Raw genomic sequence first — 22,309 nt, 5'->3', positions numbered from 1 at the left:
TCCATCGCTATTCCGCCAAAGCCAAGGCTTTAACGGATTCTTTCCTAAAATCGTAACAACTAACTGAAAACAATCAAGAATTTATCTCACAGAAAGATCAAAATTCTTCTTTAAACTCTCTAGAACCTTATTTGTAACCTCTGTGATCTGCGCTTCCTGCAGTGTGGCATTTTTATCCTGCAGCCACAAACGGATCGCCACGGACTTCTTCCCGGCTTCCATTTTTTCGCCTTCGTACAAATCAAAGACGTCCACATTCAACAACAAACCACCCGCCGCTTTGCGGATGTCCTTCATCACGTCACCGACCTTCAAGGTCTTCGGCATCACGAAGGCAAAGTCACGCTCGACTACCGGGAACTTGGAAATGCTCTGGATACGGTAAGGACGTGGTTGTCCTTTATACAACTGATCCAAATCAAGCTCAGCCAACGCCCCTGGCACACGAATCTTGTTATCATCCAAAAGGATTGGATGAAGAGTTCCGATAAAGCCGACCTTCTTACCTTCCACCAACAACTGGGCAAACTGCCCTTGGTGCAAGAACTCTGGAACTTCGGATTTGTTAGCCGGAGTCACCCAAGTGTAAGAGGAAATATTCAAAGACTTCAGAAGAACTTCAACTGCCGCTTTAAGTTCGTAAACAACCGGATAATCCAAAGATTTGTTCCAAAGGTTGCTTGCACGCCCCCAAATCGCCATACCCAGACGGGAACCTTCAACAAAAGATCCATCTTCTTTTACATGGAAGGCGCTGCCGATTTCAAACAGGCGGCCATTCATGTTTCCAGAGTGGAAGTTGTGGTTGAGGTTTTTAAACAAGCCGTAACTTAATACGGATCTCATCACATCCAGTTCCTCGTTCAAAGGATTCAACAGACGGATTTCTTTTTCAGTCACAGAAAGCCCTGCGGCCTTCAAACATTCCAGGTTCCCCATGAAGGCTTTTTGACCTTTTGAACCCACAAACGCAAAGTTCACTGCTTGCTGGAAACCTTCCGCACGCATCAACTCGCTGGTTGTACGGTTCAACATAAAGACCTTGTCATGGAAGGATGGCGCCGTTGCAAATTTCGGCAAAGATTCCGGGATATGCTCATAGCCGTTCAGACGCGCATATTCCTCGACCAGATCCATGTCCTGCTCGATATCAAAGCGGAAGGTCGGCGGAAGAACTGTGAACACATCACCCTTCTTATCCACCTGACAGCCCAGACGCTTCATGAAGTCCACGAACTTGTATTCTTCCGCCTCGTAACCCAAACGATCGGTCACTGTTTGCAGCGTGATCGTCACTGGGTCCTTTTTCACTGGATTTGGATAGAAGTCATGATTTTCACCATAAACTTCCCCGCCCGCCACTTCAGCAATCAAAGCCGCCGCACGGTTCAAACCGCGCAAAGTTCCGTCCGGGTCCACCCCGCGAGAAAATCTATAGGAAGAGTCCGTATCAATACCATGCGAGCGAGATGTCTTACGCGCACTCATTGGCAGGAAGTAAGCTGCCTCCAGGAACACGTCCGTGGTCGCGTCAGAAACGCCCGAGTTTTTACCACCCACAACGCCTGCCAAACACACTGGGTGATTGGCATCACGAATTGTCAATTCGTCTCCAGTCAACGTGATCTCAGTGCCATCCAAAGTGATGAATTTTTCACCCTTGGTCGCACGGTCCACAATCACCTTCTTGCCACCGATGAAAGCTGCATCAAAGGCATGCAAAGGCTGCCCCAATTCCATCATCACATAGTTCGTCACATCGACGATATTGTTGATGGAATTCATGCCCACACTTTCAAGACGCTGCTTCAACCAAACCGGGCTTGGTCCAACTTTGACACCTTTAATGAATCTGCCCGTATAGCGTGGGCACAGATCAAAGGCTTTTACATCCAAAGCGATTTCAGATTTCGTCGATTTGCCAGAGGCTGCCACGTCGGATTTCGGAGCTTTCAACTCTTTACCAAACAAAGTGGACACTTCACGAGCCAAACCGAAGTGAGACAGACAGTCCGCGCGGTTCGCAGTCACTTTCAATTCGAAAGTGACATCGTCATAACCACCGTATTCGGCATAGGATTTCCCCACCGGCGCATCCGCAGGAAGGATCGCAATACCTTCCGATTCCGTCGCAAGTCCCAGCTCTTTCAAAGAGCACAGCATCCCCGCGGAATCCACACCGCGAACAGCGGATTTTTTAATCGCAAAATTGCCCGGCAAGACAGCCCCCGGCAAAGCCACGATCACACGGTCGCCGGCTTTGTGGTTCTGTGCCCCGCACACGATCTGATGAACAATGCCTTCACCGGTGGAAACACGGCACAAGGACAGCTTGTCAGCGTTCGGGTGTTTGTCTTTTTCAAGGATGTGACCAATCACCACGTGATTGAAGTCTTTGGCGCGGTTGGTGATTTCTTCAACCTCTAGTCCACCGCGAGTCAACGCTTCCGCCAGAACTTCTGGCTTTTGGAAGAATTCGGTCACATCAACATAATCTTGGAGCCATTTTAAACTGATCTTCATTTTACAAACTGCCTTAAGAATCTTACGTCATTTTCAGGGAACAAACGGATGTCTTCGATGCCGTACTTGATGATGGCCATACGCTCTACACCAAAGCCGAACGCGAAGCCCTGCCACTTAGGATATTCAATTTTCGCAGCCTGGAACACTTTCGGATTCACAAGACCGCAACCACCGATTTCAATCCAGCCGCTGTGCTTGCACAGGCTGCAACCTTTGCCTTTACAAATCGGGCAAGAGCAATCCACTTCCGCAGAAGGTTCGGTGAATGGGAAATAGCTTGGACGGAAGCGGGTTTTCAGACCCGGCCCGAAAAACTCACGAACAAAGAAACTGATCGTGCCCTTCAGGTCGGCCATAGAGATCTTTTCATCCACACACAACGCTTCAATCTGATGAAAGTTCGGCAAGTGTGAAATATCACTGTCACAGCGGAACACGGGTCCGGTGCCGATCACACGCAAGGGAAGCTCTTCAGTTTCCAAAGAGTGGATTTGAATGGGTGATGTGTGTGTTCTTAAAACATGCGTTTTGTCGACGAAGAACGTGTCCGCCATATCACGCGCCGGATGGTCCGCCGGGATATTCAGAGCTTCAAAGTTATAATAATCTTTTTCGATCATCGGCCCGGTGCGCACGCTGTAACCTAGGCGTGACATCACTGTGAAGATTTCCTCCACTACGATATTCACCGGGTGTGCGCTGCCCTTGGGCTGCGTGAAGGACGGCAAGGTCATATCGATCTCTTCTGCCACCATTTTGGCAGAGATCTCTTTGCGCTTCAGCCCCTCTTCGGCCTCGGTGTATGCGGCTTCAAGAAGCTGCTTCACTTCATTTACCTTTTTACCAAAAAGAGGCTTTTCCTCTTTCGGCAAAGTGGCCATTTCTTTCATGATCTCGGTCAGGGACCCACTTTTACCCAGGTACTGAACTTTCAGATCATAGAGGTCTTTGGAGCTGGAAGCCGCTTTAAAGGCCGCCAGAGCTGTATCTTTGATAGAATCAAGTTTGGTCGTCGACATAGGTCTTCAATATCCCCCCAGAGACCCCTATTTTCAAGGATTTAGCTTTTACACACGGCGCAGAAAAAGCTTGAGGTTTAGGGCCTTTAGACCTATCTTTCCCCACCTACTATGGCCCATAAGAATAAGACCAACTACAGTCCCTACAAAGCCCGCCAAGAAGCCCGCAAACAGGCTCTTGGTGCAGCCAAGCCTGCCTCTTCTGCAGGCACTGGCAACATGGGCCGCCACAAAAAACCGGAAACCATCTACGACATCCATGAGGCCAATGACCGCCTGGCCGATGTTTTCCGCAATCATAACTTCGACCTGGTCAGCCACGCACAGAGACAGCAACTGGCGCACTTTTATCGCCTTTTGATGTTGAATCAGGAAAAAGAGAACTTCACTCGCCTGCTGAAGCTGCGTGATATTGCCATTAAGCACTTTATCGACAGTATCATTATCACCAAGTACACGGATTTGCAGTTTCCGCTGCTGGACGTGGGCACGGGCCCAGGTTTCCCGGGGATTCCCTTGAAGATCATGTACCCGGATCAGAAAATCCTGCTGGGTGAAGGTGTTCAGCGCCGCGTGGAGTTCTTAAAGCACGTGCGCAGCGAAATGAATCTGCAGAATCTGGACATTTTAGGCCGCAACATTAATCGTCACTGTGTCTATCCGGTTCGCGGCGCTATCACTCGCGCTGTGGAAGACATTAGCAACACTCTGAGCAACGTGATGAGCTGCCTGCAAGTCGGTGGCAAAGTTTATTTCATGAAAGGTCCGGGTGTTGATCCCGAGATCAAAGCCGCCAAGGACCAGTGGTCTCAGTACTACAAGCTGGTTCAGGATGTTGCCTATTCACTTCCCAACACTCCTCATGAACGCCGTCTGGTGGTTTATGAAAAAATCAAGGACATGCCTTTACCGGAAGAAGATGAAGGCGAAGAGCTGCTGATGGACGAACTGTCCGGTGATGAAAAAAGACGGTGGGCTAAGTACTGATGACGAACGCCACACTGAATTCTTCTTTGCTAATTGCGCGCCTGCAGCACCGTCAAGGTGACCTGCATGAGGCCCGTCTATCGTGTGAAGAAGCCATGGTGGTGGCCAAAAATCAAAAAAACAACTCTGACTGGATTGAGGCCGCCCGCCTGTTCTTCCAGTGCTGTCATGAACTTGAGACTTTGGATGAAGTGAAAAGTCTGATGGATCAGGTGTTGTTGTTTCACCGCAACACTCAAGACCTAAACGAACAGGCTTTGGCTGAAAGCCTGATCGGCGCGTGGCTTCTGGCCAGCAATAAGATTCAAGAATCCGAGATGTACATCTACTCAGCCATCTCCAAAGCCTCGCAAACTCAGGATCTGGATACCTTGGCGCGCGCCCTGTTCACGCTGGCGCTGGCCAAAGCCTTCAATCCAGAAACCTATGGCCAATGCCTGCAGCAACTGGAAAAGCTGGATATTATTCTGACCGAACTGGACAGCCCTGAAATCAAACTGAGTTCTGCCCAGCTGCGCGGCTTTATCTACACCCAGACTAAAAAGTTCGACCGCGCTCTGGAGATTTTGTGGGACAGCTATGAAAAGGCCAAGGCGCATGGATTCCTTTTGTTGATCTCCAGCATCCTGGCTCAAATGGCCCGGATTCATCGCGACCAGGGACACACTGAACAGCACCGCATCTATGCCGAGCTGGCTCTGCGTGGAATCAGTCAGGAACGTGCGCCGCGAATCTATCGTCTGATATCTAGCCTGTGCCCGGAAGGCCTGACACCTTCAACCCCACAGTATGACTTCTTGATTGATGAAGCCTCTCGAATTGTTCGCGAAAAGCACAAAGGGGCTATTGATTTTAAAAATCAACACATCCTCTATGAACTGGCTCTTTTGTTTATCAAGAATGCCGGCCAACGCTATTCAAAAGAGGCCCTGGTCGAAATCATCTGGCATCAGTCCTATCATCCAGACCTGCATGATAATCTGATCTATGTTTCCATCAAACGTCTGCGCACGTTGCTGGAACCTGACCTGGAAAGCCCACGCTACATCCTGCGTGATCGCAAAGGATATTATTTTAATCCCCAAACGCATGTTCAGTTTAAAAATGCGGAGGAAATGACGAAATGAAAAACCTCATACTCTTAATCCTGACAGTTTTCAGTCTTTCTGCCACGGCTCGCGGTCCTGGCGACGGCCCCATTGTTCCATGGCCAACAAGTGTTTCTTTGCACAACATCACATGCGAAGACCTGCAAGGCGAATGGGTGGCCTACAGTCACAACACGATCTGGTTTGTAAATCTGGAAATGCGCCCTGACGCTCTTTCCACAATTCGTATGACATCCAACGCCCTGTTCACCCATAAAGCCAAAGGTTGGCTGGAGCCAGGAGATCGTCTGTTCTACGGAAAACTGGCGATGGATAGCAATCACATCTATGACGTGATCGTATTCCGTGACAGTGAAGGCACCAAGATTCGTGTGATCCAAGGAGCCAACAAGTTCTTTGATCTTAAGCTTTACACTCGCAAGTAGGACCGGAATTTATGATCGAAATCAGCTCTAAAACCAACGATCACTTCCGCCGCTGGGCCGACCTTTCTTCGGCCCGTGGAATCAAAAAACATCAGGAATTCATCCTGATGGGAGAAAAACTGATTCACGAGTTTTTGGAAAATCCCTGTTTCCGCGTGAAGGCCGAAATCGTGAATGAAGATCTGAAGTCTTTGACGATGACAGAAGCCTCCTTGAAAGGTCAGCGCATCCCCGTGTTCAAACTTCCGAAAGCTCTTTTTAATGAGATCGACGTCGTTGGAACTCACTTTAATCTTCTGGTCCTGGAGCCAAAAGAAATCACTCCCCTGAAGGAAGGCGCCAAGCCCGAAGGGCTAGAGGTGATTTCTCCGCTGGGCGATCCTTCCAATTTGGGGGCCCTGGCACGTTCCGCACTGGCCTTTGGCGCAAGCAAAATGATTCTGACTGAGGAATCGTGCAACCCTTATCATCCCAAAGCCATCAAAGCCTCTGCTGGGGCCCTGCTGAAACTGCCTCTGTACAAAATCGGCAAATTCACGGAGTTCGTCGCCGCGAATGAACAGATTTACGCCTTGGATATGAAGGGCGAAAATGTCGCCAACTTCAAATGGCCCAAGAACCTGCGTCTGGCTATCGGAGAAGAAGGCCCAGGCTTTAGCGGCCTGAAGGGGCTGCAACGCCTTGCTGTCGCCACACAGAGCGTGGAATCACTCAATGCCACCGTGGCAGCGAGTATTGCTCTTTACAGCTATTCCTGCGCTCAGAACTAACACAGTTCTTTCTGCAGATTGGCTGCATCGCCGGGTCTTGGTGCCCGACTTTTTTATTTACGCTTTAGATATTTCTTTTTCTGGGCAGGATTCAGACGCTCGATGGAATAACGAAGCATCGTGCGTGGCATCTCCTGCGCGTATTGATCTAAAAACTCCGTCAGATCCTTTTCACAGACTCTCTTCCCCACCTCTCGAAGCATCCACCCCACTGCTTTGTGAATCAGATCTTCGGGGTCATGCAAAAGAATCCGGGCCAACATCAGAGTGTCCTGGCTTTCCTTCTTATAGATAAAATGGAACGTGCTAAGGATGGCAATTCGCCGCTCCCAAATGTTCTTGGATCTGGCAAGCTTGTACAAAACTTGCCTTGGCCGATCTTGCAGATAAACACCCACAATGCCCGGAGCCGAGGTGTCAACCAAGTCCCAGTTATTCACTTTTTTCGCGTTCTTTAAATAGAATCGATAGAGGCGACCTTGCTGAGCAGAATCTGCTTTTTGAAACTGAGCCAGAAGCATCAGCAGCGAGATCAACCGCTCTTCGTGGATTTTGGAATTCAACAATTTTTCTATATCTTGCAGACTCAGCGCCGAGAAGTATTTCTTGGCCAGCGCGCGGGACTGAGGCACAGTCAGACCGACGAAGACGTCCCCTTCGCCGTACTCCCCTTTGCCCGTTTTGAAAAATCTTTGCAAAACTGCGACACGGTTTTTATCTGCGCTACGACGGATATCTTGTCGCAACTGAAAAAGTGACAACTCTTCTTCCTTGCGACTCATAACCAAAAACCTCCGGGGAAACATTGAAAGTCCCTACCCAAGAAGAGTAACGCAGGATTGCCAGAAAAAACAACCAGGCACCTTTTGCCAGGCGTCTTCTAGCAAGGGATGAGGTTGAGGTTTGGTGGGGCGGGTTTGGTCCACAGAGACAGGACGTAACCTCCGCCGCCGGAGCCGGTGGGTTTTACAGCCAGAGCGCCTTGGTCTTTCAGCCATTGAATGTGTTTAGCGGGTTCGCCTTCATTCAGATTCCATTTTTCAAAACATCCTGCTGCCAAATTAATGGCCTCGGCCAAAGCCGGCAAACCTTGGCCCGCATCCATTTTCAAGGCCGCTTCCGCCGCACTGACCGCCTGGCGCATTTGCATGTCGATGGCTTCACCGTAAGCAGGATCTTTCAATAATAAATCTTTGACCTTGTTCACGGCATCCACGGTGACACCCCGTTTGCCAGAGTATGAAATATACCAGTGCGGTCGCCAAGCCATCACAAGTGGAGTCCTGGCACCGTCGCGCACAAAGCGCAGGCCTTCACCGGACAATGCCACGGCGATGTCGACTCCACTGGATTCCCCATGGAAAAGATTTTCCAGATTTCGGGCAAACTCATAGTAATCCGCTTCGTCAACGTAACCCAGATATCCCAGCCAACGGGTCAAAGCCACACACAAAGCCGCCGAGGCGCCCATGCCCGCCCCGACAGGAATGGAAGATTCCAGAAGAAGCGTGCCCTTAAGATCAGTTCGAGAGATCTTCTTTAACTCGCAGGCTTTTTCCAGAACTCCCCAGATCAGAAGTTGCAACTCTTTGCCATGATCTCCGACCAGGCGAAGCTCCAATGGGTTGTCCCATTTAGAATAACTCAGATCCAGATTGCGGGACTGAATGGGAACAACCAGCGCCGGAGAACCTCGCAAAACGGAATGTTCCCCGACCAGGATGCACTTACCATAGGACTTGCAGGTAAAATCAATGGACATTGTCTTTCACACCTTCAAAAGCCAAAACCTTGAAGTCCTTCTTGAAATGTTCGCGGTACTGTTCAAATTGTTTTTTCTGATCGTTACGGAATAGAAGATGCACATTCGCGCCCGCATCCATGGTCACCAGAGGTCCATCCTGCCACTTGTTCCAGAAAGCCTGACAGTCATCCAAAACTTTCTTCGAACCCTCAGTCATATAACTGAAAGACGGTGTGCTGGTTTCAAACAAGCGGTGCATGTCGATGAACTCATCCCAGACAATCTGACGGGCCAAATGCCAGTCATTGAAGCGCATGGCATTGGCAAGATCCTTCAGGCGCATTTCAGCTCGTTCCGGACGGCCTTCAAATCTTGGACTGGTGGTCACTAGTTTGTGCGCTTCAGAACTGGACACTTCTTTTTTGGAGTCTTCCACGATCACCACCATGTGGTGCAGGTCTTTGAACTCCAACCCCATGGGTTCGGCATATTCATGCTGCCACAAGGCCCATGGACTGAATAAAGAACGACATGAAGAACCCGAACCCTGGCGGGACAGCTCAGAAAGATATTTTTTATCCGTGCCCCAGGGTTGAGGATGGATCTGCTGGAACATCTCTGCCGCAGCCAACGTCAGCGCCGCGAAGCTGGAAGCCGAACTTGCCAGCCCACAGTCAGAGGGGAAGTTATTGGCAGACTCGATCAGGAAGTTTTGCTTTACGCCCCACTTTTCTTTCAGGTTTTGCAAGTGCTTGATAAAACGCTGCTGGCCTTTTTCAGATAGTTCGATCTTCTGCAGGTCTTCTCGCACCAAAGGCTTCCACTGATCAGAACCACCCTCGATTTCAGTCAGTCGCACAAAGGTGCGCAGGTTTTCCAAAGTGTAGGACAAAGACCCATTTGTGGGTTTATTGCCGGAACCTTCGATCTTACCCATGTATTTGATCAAAGCGATATTGGATGGAGCAGAGACAGTCACTTGTTTCATAAGCTTCCCCGATTCTTAAGTCCTTCAGAGATTTTATCAGAGGATGAAAGCAGGGAAAGTCCCTTGCTTTCACAGTAGTTTTTAAATTCTTGAGATTCCCCGCGCCCAATGACCGCCAGGATCACGTCGGCCCCCAAGGCGCCACAGCCTTTCGCGGCCCGAACTCCTGGGATCCTGCGGATTTCCTCAAGCAATTGCAAGGTCGGATCACACGTGAAGTCCAATTGTTGCAATTCGAATGCATAAGACTTGATACCTTCGACAAACAGATCACTTTCTTGTTTTTCAAAGGCTTCACGAATCAGAGCAAAAGCAGATTCCAAGCCATGGGTTGGGAACACTGGCAACGTGCGCAGGTGTTCATGCGTAGCAAGTTTGTTGCCCGTATGAACCAAATGGAATTCCAAATCTGCAAACGGCCACCCCTTCACTGAGATCAGCCCCTGGCGTTTTTCAAAGAACGTCAAAGACCCTTTTAATTGCCCCACCAAATCGGCGCCACTGGGGCGTTGCCCTTGGCCGGTCCAAGCAACCTTGTAGTATTCTTCCAGCAGGGGTTTAAAATCCAAATGCTTTTCTATATCCTGCTGATGAGTTTCCTTCAGAAGCCACATCGCATACACGGAAAGAAACTGCGCCGTGGAGGCACCGAAGCCCCCTTTGCCGGCATAAGCATCGCGAAACTGGATGTCAAAATTTTTAAAATATTCACGGTGTTTGGCAACGAACAAGCCAGCTGGTGACTCGGGATGGATCCCCTGCAAACGCCCAGTACCCTTTGAAACTTCCGTTTCAAAACATGGCTGGGACAAAAACACCAGCGTCGGCCCTCCAGCGAGGGCCAGGTATTCACCAGCCAGAAAAGTTTTTCCAGGGACCGAGAAGACCAAAGACAAGGCCTTCTCCTAAGAATGATGTTGAGTCGTCGTTGCCTGCGCTTTTTGAGCCGCGCGAAGTTCTTTTAGAACATCGATGGCATTGCTCAGGGAGATGCGCTTGCGAATCGCCAGAATTTCCTCCAGCTTTTTTTGCACCATCGGAATTTCTTTTTCTTCCGCACCGGCACCCAAAGCCAGATTCTTAGTATGAAGCTTCATATGACCCTCGATGATTCCCACCGTGGTCAGCGCTTTCAAAGCACCAAGATTCTGCACCAAACCCACCGCCGCAATAATACGGGACAATTCATTGGCAGATTTTGTGTCCAGCATCTTCATGGAAAGCATTGCCGTCGGATGCAATGTGGTCACACCCCCCACAGTCCCCACAACCAGCGGCGCTTCAAACACACCCACCAGACTTTTGCCTTCACGGTACCAGCGAGTGATGGAGCGGTACTGACCATCGCGGCAGGCATAGGCATGAATCCCCGCCTCCACCGCACGCCAGTCGTTACCTGTTGCAATCAAGATCGGATCAATTCCGTTCAAAACGCCCTTGTTGTTGGTGGCCGCACGATACGGATCCTGCTGGGCAAACAAAGAAGCTTCTTCGATTTTTTCAGCCAATTCAGGTTCGATATCGTCAATGCGAACCACCGCACGGGTGATCTTTGAATCCACCAGATTGGAAAGGATGCACATCGTGACCTTTTCGCCGGTGAATTGTTCAATCGGCTCTTTCAGGTATTCACACACCTGATTGATGATGTTCGCACCCATGGCGTCGCACGGATCCATCAGAATGTGAATCACGGCCATATCGGTGCCGTCACCCCGAGGCACACGGCGGACTTGCAAGTCACGCACTCCACCCCCGCGACGAACCAAGCCGAAGGCCACTTCACGGTTGGCAGCTTCAATCAGATAGTTTTTTTGAGCCAGAATTTGTTTTTCAAAATCGACAAAGTTGCGGATTTTCGCCAGTTGAATCTGACCGATGATCTCATTCCCCACAACCTCAGTGGTGATGGAGCCGGATTCACGGATCCACTTGGCTGTTTTAGAGCACGCGGCCACGATGGAGGTTTCCTCCACCGCCATAGGCACGACAAAGTCTTTGCCGTCCACGCGCATGTTGGTCACAACACCCAGTGGAAGCTGGAAATAGCCGATCACGTTTTCGATAAATTTCTCGCCCAGGGACGTGTCTTTCAAACCGCCCTTGGCCAGATATTCGGCCTCTGCCTCGTTCAATGCACCGACTTCTTTAAGTGCTTTCAGACGCTCTTCGCGGGAAAGTTTTGAAAAGCCTTTAAAGATATCCTGAAGTTGTTTTGTCATTGAATCACCTTCTTGCTTTGGAGGTCTTTCAGATTGCGACAGCCCGTGCAGAACATCGTTACTTTCAACTCTGTCTCTAAACGGGTCAGCAGATTTTCAAGAGCCTCATCGCCTTGAAGGGCCGCTTCCAGGAAAGGTTTTGCAACCCCGACTTTAGAAGCACCCAACGCCATTAGTTTACCAATTTCCAAACCATTTCTCACGCCGCCCGATGCCCAGAGCTGATACTCTACCCGGGCTTCTTTGCCATTTAACAAACTTTGAGTGGTGCTAATGCCCCAGTCTGCGAAAGTCTGCGCCACCTGGTAAAGCATCTGGGATTCTTCGGAGCGGTAACCTTCCACTCGACCCCAGTGAGTTCCTCCTTTACCACTGACATCCACGGCATAGATACCAGTGTTTTCCAGACGCTTTAACGTCGGTACGGAAAAACCACAACCCGTTTCCTTCACGATCACCGGAACACCTGCAAGCTTCACCAGATTTTCGATGGCCTGCAAACCATTGCGGAACTCTGTGGTTCCTTCGGGCTGCAAAACTTCCTGCAGGGGATTCAAGTGAACAAACAAGGCCACCGCCTCTGTGGAATCAATCAAGCGGCGGATTTTATCAATAGGAGACTTAATCAGTTGAGCGATTCCAATGTTTCCCAAGAGACGGGCCTTCGGCGCTTGCTTACGCACCTTAGTCCACTCTTCGGCTGCATTGGAATCTTCCAACTCACGACGTTGTGACCCAACACCCATAAGGATCTGACGACGATCACTGAGACGGGCCAAAGCCTCGTTGATCTCGCGGCCCTTTTCATGGCCTGCGGTCATGGAAGAAATAAAAATAGGAGAGGACAGTGGGATGGCATCCCCGGAAAAAACAAAAGAGGTCGAAATCTCGACCTCTTTATAATTCAGATCAGGCAAAGCCTCGTGAATTAAAGTGATCGAGTCCAATCCATTTTGTCCTTCGGTCTGAGACCTTGGATCCAGCGCGATTCTGATGTGATCGCGCTTTCTTTGTTCAAACTGGTTTTTGGACTCGTCCATTCAGCGGCTCCCTTATACAGAAGCTAACTTACTCCGGAAAAACCGGAGTGAAAGCCAATTACGCCAAAGCGTGTTTGCAAAGCGCAGTGAATGCTGCTGCGTCGTTGATTGCAAGGTCAGCCAAGATTTTACGGTCAACTTGGATGCCAGCTTTAATCAAGCCACCGATCAAACGAGAGTATGTAGTCCCGTTCAAACGAGCTGCTGCATTGATACGTTGATTCCACAAAGTGCGGAAGTTACGTTTGTTAACTTTACGGTCGCGGTAAGCGAACGCCATACCACGGTCGTTTTTCTCAACTGCGTGGATGTAAGCGCGAGAACCAGCGCTGTAGTAACCTTTTGCTCTTTTAAGAACTTTTTTGTGACGAGCACGATTTGTTTTACCAGATTTTACACGAGCCATTTTAAACCTCATTACGCCACGGACTTAGCCGGGCACAGAAAAGACAATTTTTAAAAATTAGATTAGAATACCAAGCAACGACGAGCTTGTAGCAAGTTCGCGTCTTCAACGTATGATGTCTTACCTAGTTGTCTTTTCGTCTTAGAGCTCATGTGAGAGTTCAAGTGACGCATGCGAGTGCTTTTTTTCTTAATTTTGCCGCTTGAAAGAACTTTCATGCGTTTTTTAGCGCCAGAATGAGTGCGCATTTTCATAGTGCATACCTTCTACCGATAAGGCGTTCTTCCCGACAGGGAGGACTCTTAACCATTGCCTTAGCCAGTCATAATTACGGACTCACCGTTTTAGGTCGAAAGGGACGGGAAATCAAGCTTTTTGAGGACTTAGAGAGAGCCTCTTTAAAAACGAGATATTCTCTTGTTTTTCTGGCGACCTCGGTCATTACAGACTTATAATCTTGCCCGCAAAGCCCTGGTATTCAAAGGATTGCAGCCAGAAAGCCTTGTGTTTCCACGAGTTTCCAGAACATTTTACCGATTCTTGACTATACTGCAAACCTCGTAAAAAGCCGATGAAAAATTCATGCTTGGTACGTTCCTTACCACCCCAAATTTGTCTGGCTGGGTTCTTAAGTTATCCCGACTGTCCATCACGCTGCTTCTGGCGGGATGTACTTTGGAATTGCAGGTGGCCGAAGAGCACACCACGGCCACGACTCTAAAATGGGACGGAGACTCCCTGACCCAACAAGGGCAGCTGAAAGCCGAGTGGAATCTCCCCGCCAACGCGGAAATCAAAGAGCAGCAGGTCCTCTACTTCCGCGGAGACTCCTGTGCCACGCCCATTTTGCCCGTAGCCCATGTGGGTCCTTCGGAATCCTCTCACCTTCCGACCTTCACTCCTGAAGACGGTGTTGAATACACGTTCAAAGTTTTTGTTCTTCTGGCTAACGGAAGCATGAGTTCTTCCTCGTGCTCAAATCCGATCACTTATATGGGCGCGTTTTCTTTGGAAAGCCTGTCTCAATCCTTGATCAACGAAAACAACGTGGCTGCGGCCCCTTTCAAAGGGACTTGTCTTTTAGGGTCCGTGATTGAGTTTTCTGCCGGAGCCAGCACAAATCTTAAAACCTTCACCTGCTCGGATCGTCAATGGACCGAGAATCTGGATCTGAGTTCCCTGCCCGCCCTTTTCAGCGGAGATCTGATTGCCCAGGTGACACCTCCAGGCGGCAGTGCCAAGGAATATCGTCTGGCTATCACGAAGGACGTGGTGCCTCCGACAATCACACTGGACAGTTTGCCTGTGATCATGTCCTTAAATCAAACGGCCTATATTATCAGTGGCACTTGCTCTGAAGTAAATCGTCCTGTGACTTTATCTGTGGGCACTCTACAGGACACGGCCCCTTGCACCAGCGGCACTTACACGAAGACTCTGGATCTGACCTCCTTGTCCGGAGCTTCCGTCACCATCACCGCCACTCACGAAGATCCTGTGGGCAACACGCGAACAGCGACGGCCACGGTGAACCGTGATGTCACGGGCCCGGTGGTTTCCTCGTTGGCTCTGAATAACGGAGCGGCCGTGACGAACTCTTTGTCCGCCACTTTGAACAGCTCTGTGAGCGATGTTACAGAAATGCTTCTGACTTCCAATGCCGCGTGCAGTGGAGGCTCCTGGATTGCCTACAATGCTGCGGCTCCATGGACATTGACCAGCGCCAACGCGACTAACACAGTTTATGCCAAATTCAGAGATGCCAACGGCAATGAAACTGCGTGTTTGAATGATGATATTCTGCACGACAATATTGCTCCGACTCTGGCGTTTACTTTGCCGACCTCTGGAGCTTTAGTTCATTCAGGAAATGTTACAGCTTTCACTGTGAGCGGAACTTGTTCAGAAGATGCCCGCTCTATCACTCTTTCCGGACCGGCCTCCTTCGTGGCTACGACGGTTTGTTCCGGCAGCAGCTTTTCTGCCATTCTGGATTTAAGCTCGCTGCCTCAGGGAACTTTCCAACTGTCCGCCACTTTAAGTGATGCGGCCGGGAATTCTGAAACTGCAAACTCGCCCACCTATCTAAAAGACACCGACGGGCCTACGGGTTCATTAACTATCAATGCTGGTGCCGCGACAACCAATGATCTGGACGTGACCTTGGGTCTGACCGGCACTGATGCCGATGAAATGTATATCACCAATACTGCGGGATGTTCTGCAGGTGGCTCGTGGGAAAATTTTGCTACCAGTAAGACTTGGACTCTGCCAACTGCCGATGCGCTTAATACTGTCTATGTAAAATACAAAGACAATGCTGGCAACGCATCGCCGTGCTATAGCGACAGTATCACCCACGTCAGTACTATTCCATCCCTGTCACTGGCGTCCCCGGTGGATGGCACCTATATCAATCTGGCCACTGTTTCTGCCTTTGTGATTTCCGGAGCGTGTTCTGAAGAAGGCCGTCCCGTGGATATCGCCGTGACCGGACAAAGTGCCACGACAGCAACGTGTACCAGCGGTGCCTGGACAAAGACTTTGGATTTAAGTTCTTCGCCTCAAGGCAATTTGACCTTCACACTGAATCATACACGCGCCAACGGTGCTGCAGCTTCGGAAGTGAATAAGGTCTTTAATAAAGACACGGTGGTCCCCACTGTAGATAGTTTTTCTATCAACAATGGCGATCCCTACACCAACAGTTTAAGTGCAACCTTATCCAGCACCACCACGGATGGTGTACAGATGTATGCGACCAACACGGCTCTGTGCCTGAATGGCAGTTCGTGGGAAACTTATGCCGCCAGCAAATCCTGGACTTTACCTGCTACCAATAATACCAACACCGTGTATTTCAAAGTCCGCGATCTTGCTGGCAATGAATCTGACTGTGCGTTTGATTCCATCATCCATGATTCCGTCATCCCAACAGTGTCTTTAACTTCTCCGGTGGCGGGAACCTTTATCAACTCCCTCAATCAGGCGGCTTTTGCCTTATCAGGAGCCTGTTCGGAAAATGGTCAGGCCGTTAATCTGTCCGTGACAGGTCACCCCGGCGTGACTGGAACTGCCACGTGCACCGGAACAACATGGTCCACCACCATGGACTTGAGTTCATTGGCAGACACCTCCGGAACTCCTTATACGATCGTGGCGTCACACAGTCGTGCCAGTGGTAATAACATCACAGCCAGCAGCACCTACCCTAAGGATGCGCAAGCTCCGGCCGCGGCCACTTTATCTGGGGCTCCAACCGGAACAAATACTACGAACAGTTTGAATGTCACTGTGGGCGGAACAGACATCAGTCACTTCCGCTACTTTATTGTGCCTCCGGGTGGAGCGGAAGTTTGTACTAACAGTGCCGCTTACACAGGCAGTGACTATACCGCTGCTACAAAAATCACAGACCCCCTTTCGGCACAAGGAGCTTACAAGCTGTGTGTCTTTGGGCGCGATGCTGCTGGCAACTGGTCTACCGCCACTTCTCAGGCCACTTGGGTGCGCGACACGCAAGGTCCGGTGATTCTGAATGTGGATGCCATCACAGCGGACGGAGTTTATGGTCCGGGACAAACAATTCAAGTTCGCGTGAACTTTGATGAAAATGTCACTGTCACGGGAACTCCCCGTCTGACTTTAGAAACAGGCACGACAGATCGCGACGCGGTCTATGCCAGTGGTTCCGGGACGGCGTCTTTGATCTTTAACTATCAAGTCCAAACAAACGATCAAAATCCGGATCTGGATTATATCAGCACTTCAGCATTGGCCTCCGGCACTGTTCGTGATGCTTTAAATAACGATGCGAATCTGACTTTACCGGCTCCCGGTTCTGCCAATTCTTTGGCAGGAACCAAGAATATCAATATTGATGCTTACTCCAGTCCTCTGGCGAAAGCGATTATTAGCAATGCCCCGATGGGCGCTGACTCTGCGGGCAGTCTGAATATCACCGTCACAGGCCCCGATGTGGTGGCTTACAAATACAAAATGGGGCTTTACGATACAACAGATTGCTCCAGTAACAGCGACTACTCTAACGAAATTGTTGCGGCCACCCCGATCACGGATGATTTCAGTGCTCATCCCCACTATTCGATCTTCAAGATCTGTGTTCTGGGTAAAGACAGTTCTGGAAACTGGCAAAAGGCCTTCACGGCCACTCAAGGGCAATGGCACTATGTTGAGGACATCCCGACCTACAATCTTTGTGGCACAGTCAAGTCGACCACCGAATTGAAAGGTCGCTTGTATGATTCCGGTGGTCCCACTGCTGACTACAGTAATAATGAAACGATTGCGAACTGCTATTTCTCCATCAACACAGGCGCGACTATTTCTGCTCTTGTCTCCTATGATACGGAAAACAACACAAACTATGACTTCCTAAGACTGCGCGAGACCGGAGCTGCGGGCGCGGTTATTCTTGGTCCTGTTGCGGGAACGGTCTACAACACTCCGGTGTCCTCAACTTCGGGAACTTTGTATGCAGAGTTTAAAAGTGATGGTTCTCAGGTTAAATCCGGTATCATTCTTTCCTGGGGTGGAATCCCCAACCTGTCCCCGACACTTTCTTTCACGGCAGCACTGAACTCCACTGTCAACACGGTTTATACAAGAACCGCCACAGCTGTCGGCATTAGTACAGCGACTGTGTTCTCGGTCTCTGGATATGATGCAGAAATTCGCAACGTCACAACCGGAACCAGCTTTGGATCTTCGGCTTTAGTGGAACCAGGAAACACCATCGAAGTGCGCATGACTTCCCCGAATGCAGCTGACCAGTATCGTCTGGCGCATATCCGCGCCGGTGATGTCAGTTACTATTGGACTGTGGCGACACCGTTAGCGCCCACGACTGTCTCTCATGTCACTTCCAGCAATGCCAATGGCACTTATAAGCCGGGTGATACTATCGATATTCAAGTCGTCTTTACAAAACCTGTGACTGTCGTCAGCCCGACTCCGGTCCTCAGTCTGGCAGCAGGCTCTGGAGTCACCGCCACTTACCTGAGCGGCAGCGGTTCTACTGAGCTGACTTTCCGTTATACGGTCGCTTATGAAAATGTCTCCGCTGATTTGGACTATTCAACAACGGCTCTGACTAATGCCACTTCCATTAAAGATGTTTTGAATAACAATGCCACGGCGACTCTGCCAGCGGTAGGATCTGCCAACTCTTTGGCAGGGCGAAAAGACCTGGTTATTGAAGGTTATCCGTCTGTGATCGCTTATGCCACGAATGTCCCGGCTTCCAATTCTGCGGTGACTTCGCTGGATGTCACTGTTGGAGGCCCTAATGTCGTGGCTTACAAATACAAACTGGGCACAGCGGCGGCAACAGACTGCTCGGTTGAAACTTCCTACAGTGCGGAAACAGCTGTCTCCACACATGTCACGGCAGATCTGACCACGTTTGCAGATGAACGTCTGAAACTGTGTCTTCTGGGGAAACACACCGACGGCACTTGGCAGCCATTGTGGCATCCTAGTGAATATCAGTGGGATCGCTATAACGTACAAAATCACTATTCTTTATGCACGAACTCTGCGACCACAGCCACAGCGGGATTCCTTTATGACTCTGGTGGGCCCAGTGGCATGTACACCAACGACGAAAACTGTCTGTTTGAAATCAATACGGGTGCGCCGATCACCTTGTCTTTCCTTAGCTTCAACACGGAAGCTTCCTGGGATAAAGTGACTGTCTATAATGGCACCATAGCCGGAACTGTTCTGTTGAACAACTACTCGGGAACAGTTTTGCCGGCAAGTCAAACAGCCAATTCCGGAAAGATGACATTTAAATTCACATCCGATGGCAGTGCGATTCGGGATGGCTGGATCGCTTACTGGGGAGCTGTAGGCCCAATGCTGACTACGGCACCGGTATTTACAAAGGTTCACAATGCAACCTTAAATACCCGCTACAACAGCACTAATGCCACTCTTGGAACCATCAGTCAGGCCGCCATTGCCACCGTCTCTGGTCACGATGCTATGATTCGAAACCTGACCACCGGCAGCTATTGGGGAACTTCCGTGCCGGTGAATTCCGGTCACGTTATCCAACTTCGCATGACCTCCCCCAGCGTCAATGCGCAAACCAATACGGCCACTGTCACTATCGGGAATGTCGTCGGCACCTGGGAAATCAATACTCCTTACCCTGCGCCAACTCCGATTCTGGCAGGCTACCCTGTGGGCGTTTCCACTGCCAACCCTCTGAGTGTCACCGTATCTGGCTTCCGTGTGAGTCAATACAAAAAAGCCATCATCACTTCCGGCACCTGCGCTTCGGCCACCTACTCTACTGCCATCGTTGCAACTACAACTATCGCCGACAATATTTCGGCGCTGCCAAATGGTCCGGTGACATTATGTGTATTGGGTGGTGATCAGACGAACTTGTTCCAGAACCCTGCCGATGCTATTTCCGTCACGTGGTCCAAAGACAGCATATCCACTTTGAATATCACCAGCACCTTAATGAACAGAATCCAGGAAGGTGTGGGAAATCAAACTATCACCGTAAGTATGACTCCGGCGAAATTCTATGATGTGACGGCTTACTACAAAGTCTCTGGCGATGCGACAAATCCGGATCATCACAATCTGACTTCAGGCTTTATCACGATTCCGGCGAACACCACCACAGCCAGCATCACTGTGAATTTCCCGGACAACAATCTGGTTGATGGTGAAAAACTGATGAATCTGCACTTCACCCATACAGACTCGGCTTCAGCTGTTTTAGGAGCGGATTATCAGGTGCAGTACTTCATCGCCGATGATGAAATGAATCTGAAGGCTTCAAGCCTGTCCATCAGCCGTGGGCATCAATGTGCCATTATGGAAGATGCCTCCTTGCGCTGCTGGGGTGGCAATATGAATCGTCAGGTGACTGGTGTGAACACCGAATTCCAGACCTCCCCGGTCCCGATCACGATCGCCGGTGTGACAGGCTTCCGCAGTGTTACCACCGGGGAAAACCACACTTGTGCCATCAGCCTGGACAACAGACTCTTCTGTTGGGGAAGTAACGAAGATGGTCAAGTCGGTGGCGGCTCCAGCACCGGGACTCAGAACTCTCCATTGCATATTGATTCCGGTGTCACTTATCTGTCGGTGGCTTCTGGTGACATGCATACCTGCGCGATCACCACTGATAACAAATTGAAATGCTGGGGACGCAACGAATACGGGCAATTGGGTCTGGGTGACACCTCGGAACGAACGTCACCAACGGACACGGACAATACAGCTTCCTACAAATATGTCGCGGCGGGCTCGCGCTCAACGTGCGCGATCCGTACGGATGATAAGCTCTTCTGCTGGGGTTACAATGCGAACTACCAACTGGGAGACCTCTCTGCAACAAACCGCAACCTCCCGACCGCTATTGATGCGACAGAATCCTACAAAATGGTGGCGGTTGGCTCCAAACACGGCTGCGCCATCACTCTGGCTGACACCATGAAATGCTGGGGAACCAACAACTATGGTCAGGTCGGCGACAACGGCGTTACCACTCGCAACCAGCCCGTGGCCGTCTATGGTGGCGATACCTATAAATTTGTAACCGTAAACGATGATAGCACCACAGCCACTGCGCGTGGATTCACCTGCGCCATCACCACAAGCAATATCCTGAAGTGCTGGGGCGCCAACATGTTGATGCAAATTGGTGACCCAAGTCTTGTCGCCCGTTATCAACCTACAGTGACGGATGCGGGAACCAACTATATCGATGTCCGTAACTCCGGTTCTCGCGCCTGCGGTATCACTCAATCCGGAGCTTTGAAATGCTGGGGGAATTTGACGGGTGATGGTTCTCCGTATAATGCCTATGTGTATGGCTCAGGGAACGGCAACTACATGTACCTACCAAAAATGACTCCGGTTCTGGATTCCACTTTCAGCAGTCTTTCGGTCTTCGGGTCTGATGGCATGGGTGACGCGTCTTCGGAAACTTGTGGTCTGTCCTCCAATAAACTTTTCTGCTGGGGCAGTATGGGATCCTCCTACGGTCCGTTTGGTGACGGCTCACAAACCAGCGTCCGTCGTTCTGCGCCGGTCATGCTGGACCCGGGCACGAACTACAGCTATATATCTCCGAAACGTCATTTTGATGTCTGCGCGATTACCAGCGCAGGACAAATGAAGTGCTGGGGATCAAACGCTGTCGGAGAGCTGGGAGAAGCCGCAGGCATCGGCCAGTCAGCCACCACTCCGAAAGTGGCCGACACCACAGCAACCTACAGCAAAGTTATTTCTTATGAAAATGCAACCTGCGGCATCACCACGACGGGTGTATTGAAGTGCTCGGGTTCGAATAATTTAGGCCGCTTGGGATTGGGAGACACTACGAGCAGAAGCTCTTTCACTGTCATCGATCCTGGTGTGTCTTACAGTGATATTGACATGGGTGTCGCTCATACGTGCGGTATCACGACCACTGGTGTGCTGAAATGCTGGGGGTCTAACAGTTCAGGACAAATTGCCAAGACATCCGGCACCAGTTCTTATTACCTGCCAGACGTGGTGGATTCCGGCGTATCCTATATCAAGGTTGCCTTAGGGCCTTATCACTCTTGCGGTATCACTTCGGCCAACAAGCTGAAATGTTGGGGACAAAACTTCAACGGTTTGCTGGGTGACGGAACCACTATGAACAGGTACACACCGACTCCTGCGGATGCCACCGCAGACTATACTGACATCTCGGCATCACCGACTCACACTTGCGGTGTTACCGGTGGTCAAATCAAGTGCTGGGGTAACGCAACCGGCTCGGGACTTGCCTCGCCTCATTTTGTCGGCAGCAACAGTGTGTTCCATACTCCTTTAGTGGTTGATGCTGCAACCACGAACTACACATCCGTCTATGCTGCCTACTATTCAACTTGCGGCAAAACGGCAGATGGAAATCTACGCTGCGTGGGTCGGGCCTTCGGTGGCAGCTTCGGCTTTGCCGACAGCGGAAGCTACAAGGGCTTCCCGGGCACTCCGAGCGGCATCTATCACCCGACGTTCATTCACAAATGGCAAGGTTATTGACCTT

At 50.3% G+C, this 22,309-nt stretch carries 15 protein-coding genes; 5 read left to right on the top strand and 10 right to left on the bottom strand.

Annotation, left to right across the window (positions count from 1 at the left end):
• Nucleotides 1-81: 81 nt before the first annotated feature.
• Nucleotides 82-2,523 carry a phenylalanine--tRNA ligase subunit beta gene (gene pheT / locus ACZ5ZZ_RS06980; protein WP_464141898.1) on the bottom strand — a complete coding sequence of 814 codons (2,442 nt, stop codon included), beginning with the start codon at nt 2,521-2,523 and terminating at the stop codon, nt 82-84.
• Complete coding sequence (gene pheS / locus ACZ5ZZ_RS06975; protein ID WP_464134660.1) at nt 2,520-3,545, bottom strand: phenylalanine--tRNA ligase subunit alpha; 1,026 nt, start codon at nt 3,543-3,545, stop codon at nt 2,520-2,522. Before pheS ends, pheT begins: the two co-directional genes overlap by 4 nt.
• 111 nt (nt 3,546-3,656) lie before the next feature.
• Here pheS and rsmG point away from each other — a divergent pair, with 111 nt between their 5' ends.
• The 4 genes from rsmG to ACZ5ZZ_RS06955 are packed head-to-tail and all read left to right on the top strand — an operon-like array spanning nt 3,657 to nt 6,836.
• Nucleotides 3,657-4,532: a 16S rRNA (guanine(527)-N(7))-methyltransferase RsmG gene (gene rsmG, locus ACZ5ZZ_RS06970; protein WP_464134657.1), complete on the top strand. Its 876-nt coding sequence runs from the start codon at nt 3,657-3,659 to the stop codon at nt 4,530-4,532.
• Nucleotides 4,532-5,659, top strand: a complete 1,128-nt coding sequence (locus tag ACZ5ZZ_RS06965) for a winged helix-turn-helix domain-containing protein (RefSeq protein WP_464141896.1) — start codon at nt 4,532-4,534, stop codon at nt 5,657-5,659. The genes rsmG and ACZ5ZZ_RS06965 overlap by 1 nt, the downstream gene beginning before the upstream one ends.
• A complete protein-coding gene (locus tag ACZ5ZZ_RS06960) occupies nt 5,656-6,066 on the top strand; it encodes a hypothetical protein (RefSeq protein WP_464134652.1) in 411 nt (136 codons plus the stop codon). Before ACZ5ZZ_RS06965 ends, ACZ5ZZ_RS06960 begins: the two co-directional genes overlap by 4 nt.
• Nucleotides 6,067-6,077: 11 nt before the next feature.
• Entirely contained in the window at nt 6,078-6,836 is a 759-nt protein-coding gene (locus ACZ5ZZ_RS06955; RefSeq protein ID WP_464141893.1) for a TrmH family RNA methyltransferase, read from the top strand.
• A gap of 53 nt (nt 6,837-6,889) precedes the next feature.
• Here the strand turns inward: ACZ5ZZ_RS06955 and ACZ5ZZ_RS06950 are convergent, their stop codons facing one another.
• From ACZ5ZZ_RS06950 to rpmI, 8 genes are all read right to left on the bottom strand, one after another.
• Nucleotides 6,890-7,618, bottom strand: coding sequence for a DNA alkylation repair protein (locus ACZ5ZZ_RS06950; protein ID WP_464141890.1), 729 nt, complete (start codon nt 7,616-7,618; stop codon nt 6,890-6,892).
• Nucleotides 7,619-7,716: 98 nt separating this feature from the next.
• On the bottom strand, nt 7,717-8,598 hold the full coding sequence (locus tag ACZ5ZZ_RS06945; RefSeq protein ID WP_464141887.1) for a mevalonate kinase family protein: 882 nt from the start codon (nt 8,596-8,598) through the stop codon (nt 7,717-7,719).
• Nucleotides 8,588-9,568 carry a diphosphomevalonate decarboxylase gene (gene mvaD / locus ACZ5ZZ_RS06940; protein ID WP_464117211.1) on the bottom strand — a complete coding sequence of 327 codons (981 nt, stop codon included), beginning with the start codon at nt 9,566-9,568 and terminating at the stop codon, nt 8,588-8,590. The genes ACZ5ZZ_RS06945 and mvaD overlap by 11 nt, the downstream gene beginning before the upstream one ends.
• Complete coding sequence (locus ACZ5ZZ_RS06935; RefSeq protein WP_464141885.1) at nt 9,565-10,464, bottom strand: hypothetical protein; 900 nt, start codon at nt 10,462-10,464, stop codon at nt 9,565-9,567. Before ACZ5ZZ_RS06935 ends, mvaD begins: the two co-directional genes overlap by 4 nt.
• Before the next feature lie 9 nt (nt 10,465-10,473).
• Nucleotides 10,474-11,790: a hydroxymethylglutaryl-CoA reductase, degradative gene (locus tag ACZ5ZZ_RS06930; RefSeq protein ID WP_464117213.1), complete on the bottom strand. Its 1,317-nt coding sequence runs from the start codon at nt 11,788-11,790 to the stop codon at nt 10,474-10,476.
• Entirely contained in the window at nt 11,787-12,830 is a 1,044-nt protein-coding gene (gene fni / locus ACZ5ZZ_RS06925; protein ID WP_464134639.1) for a type 2 isopentenyl-diphosphate Delta-isomerase, read from the bottom strand. The genes ACZ5ZZ_RS06930 and fni overlap by 4 nt, the downstream gene beginning before the upstream one ends.
• Nucleotides 12,831-12,888: 58 nt before the next feature.
• Nucleotides 12,889-13,236, bottom strand: coding sequence for a 50S ribosomal protein L20 (gene rplT / locus ACZ5ZZ_RS06920; protein ID WP_011164103.1), 348 nt, complete (start codon nt 13,234-13,236; stop codon nt 12,889-12,891).
• Between the two features lie 62 nt (nt 13,237-13,298).
• Nucleotides 13,299-13,490, bottom strand: a complete 192-nt coding sequence (gene rpmI / locus ACZ5ZZ_RS06915; protein WP_142695939.1) for a 50S ribosomal protein L35 — start codon at nt 13,488-13,490, stop codon at nt 13,299-13,301.
• Between the two features lie 328 nt (nt 13,491-13,818).
• Between rpmI and ACZ5ZZ_RS06910 the strand changes: the two genes are divergently transcribed.
• Nucleotides 13,819-22,305, top strand: coding sequence for an RCC1 domain-containing protein (locus tag ACZ5ZZ_RS06910; RefSeq protein ID WP_464141882.1), 8,487 nt, complete (start codon nt 13,819-13,821; stop codon nt 22,303-22,305).
• Nucleotides 22,306-22,309: the final 4 nt, after the last annotated feature.

It is taken from the genome of Bdellovibrio sp. HM001 (assembly GCF_055397275.1).
The sequence above is the reverse complement of the archived record's forward strand: the minus strand, read 5'-3'. Positions and strand labels throughout refer to the sequence as shown.

Excerpts from the sequence above, each read along its gene's own strand:
- ACZ5ZZ_RS06950 (WP_464141890.1), bottom strand. The coding sequence starts at position 7,618 with ATGAGTCGCAAGGAAGAAGAGTTGTCACTTTTTCAGTTGCGACAAGAT.
- ACZ5ZZ_RS06960 (WP_464134652.1), top strand. The coding sequence starts at position 5,656 with ATGAAAAACCTCATACTCTTAATCCTGACAGTTTTCAGTCTTTCTGCC.
- ACZ5ZZ_RS06955 (WP_464141893.1), top strand. The coding sequence starts at position 6,078 with ATGATCGAAATCAGCTCTAAAACCAACGATCACTTCCGCCGCTGGGCC.
- pheS (WP_464134660.1), bottom strand. The coding sequence starts at position 3,545 with ATGTCGACGACCAAACTTGATTCTATCAAAGATACAGCTCTGGCGGCC.
- ACZ5ZZ_RS06930 (WP_464117213.1), bottom strand. The coding sequence starts at position 11,790 with ATGACAAAACAACTTCAGGATATCTTTAAAGGCTTTTCAAAACTTTCC.
- fni (WP_464134639.1), bottom strand. The coding sequence starts at position 12,830 with ATGGACGAGTCCAAAAACCAGTTTGAACAAAGAAAGCGCGATCACATC.
- ACZ5ZZ_RS06965 (WP_464141896.1), top strand. The coding sequence starts at position 4,532 with ATGACGAACGCCACACTGAATTCTTCTTTGCTAATTGCGCGCCTGCAG.
- pheT (WP_464141898.1), bottom strand. The coding sequence starts at position 2,523 with ATGAAGATCAGTTTAAAATGGCTCCAAGATTATGTTGATGTGACCGAA.
- mvaD (WP_464117211.1), bottom strand. The coding sequence starts at position 9,568 with ATGAAACAAGTGACTGTCTCTGCTCCATCCAATATCGCTTTGATCAAA.
- ACZ5ZZ_RS06945 (WP_464141887.1), bottom strand. The coding sequence starts at position 8,598 with ATGTCCATTGATTTTACCTGCAAGTCCTATGGTAAGTGCATCCTGGTC.
- rplT (WP_011164103.1), bottom strand. The coding sequence starts at position 13,236 with ATGGCTCGTGTAAAATCTGGTAAAACAAATCGTGCTCGTCACAAAAAA.
- rsmG (WP_464134657.1), top strand. The coding sequence starts at position 3,657 with ATGGCCCATAAGAATAAGACCAACTACAGTCCCTACAAAGCCCGCCAA.
- rpmI (WP_142695939.1), bottom strand. The coding sequence starts at position 13,490 with ATGAAAATGCGCACTCATTCTGGCGCTAAAAAACGCATGAAAGTTCTT.
- ACZ5ZZ_RS06910 (WP_464141882.1), top strand. The coding sequence starts at position 13,819 with ATGCTTGGTACGTTCCTTACCACCCCAAATTTGTCTGGCTGGGTTCTT.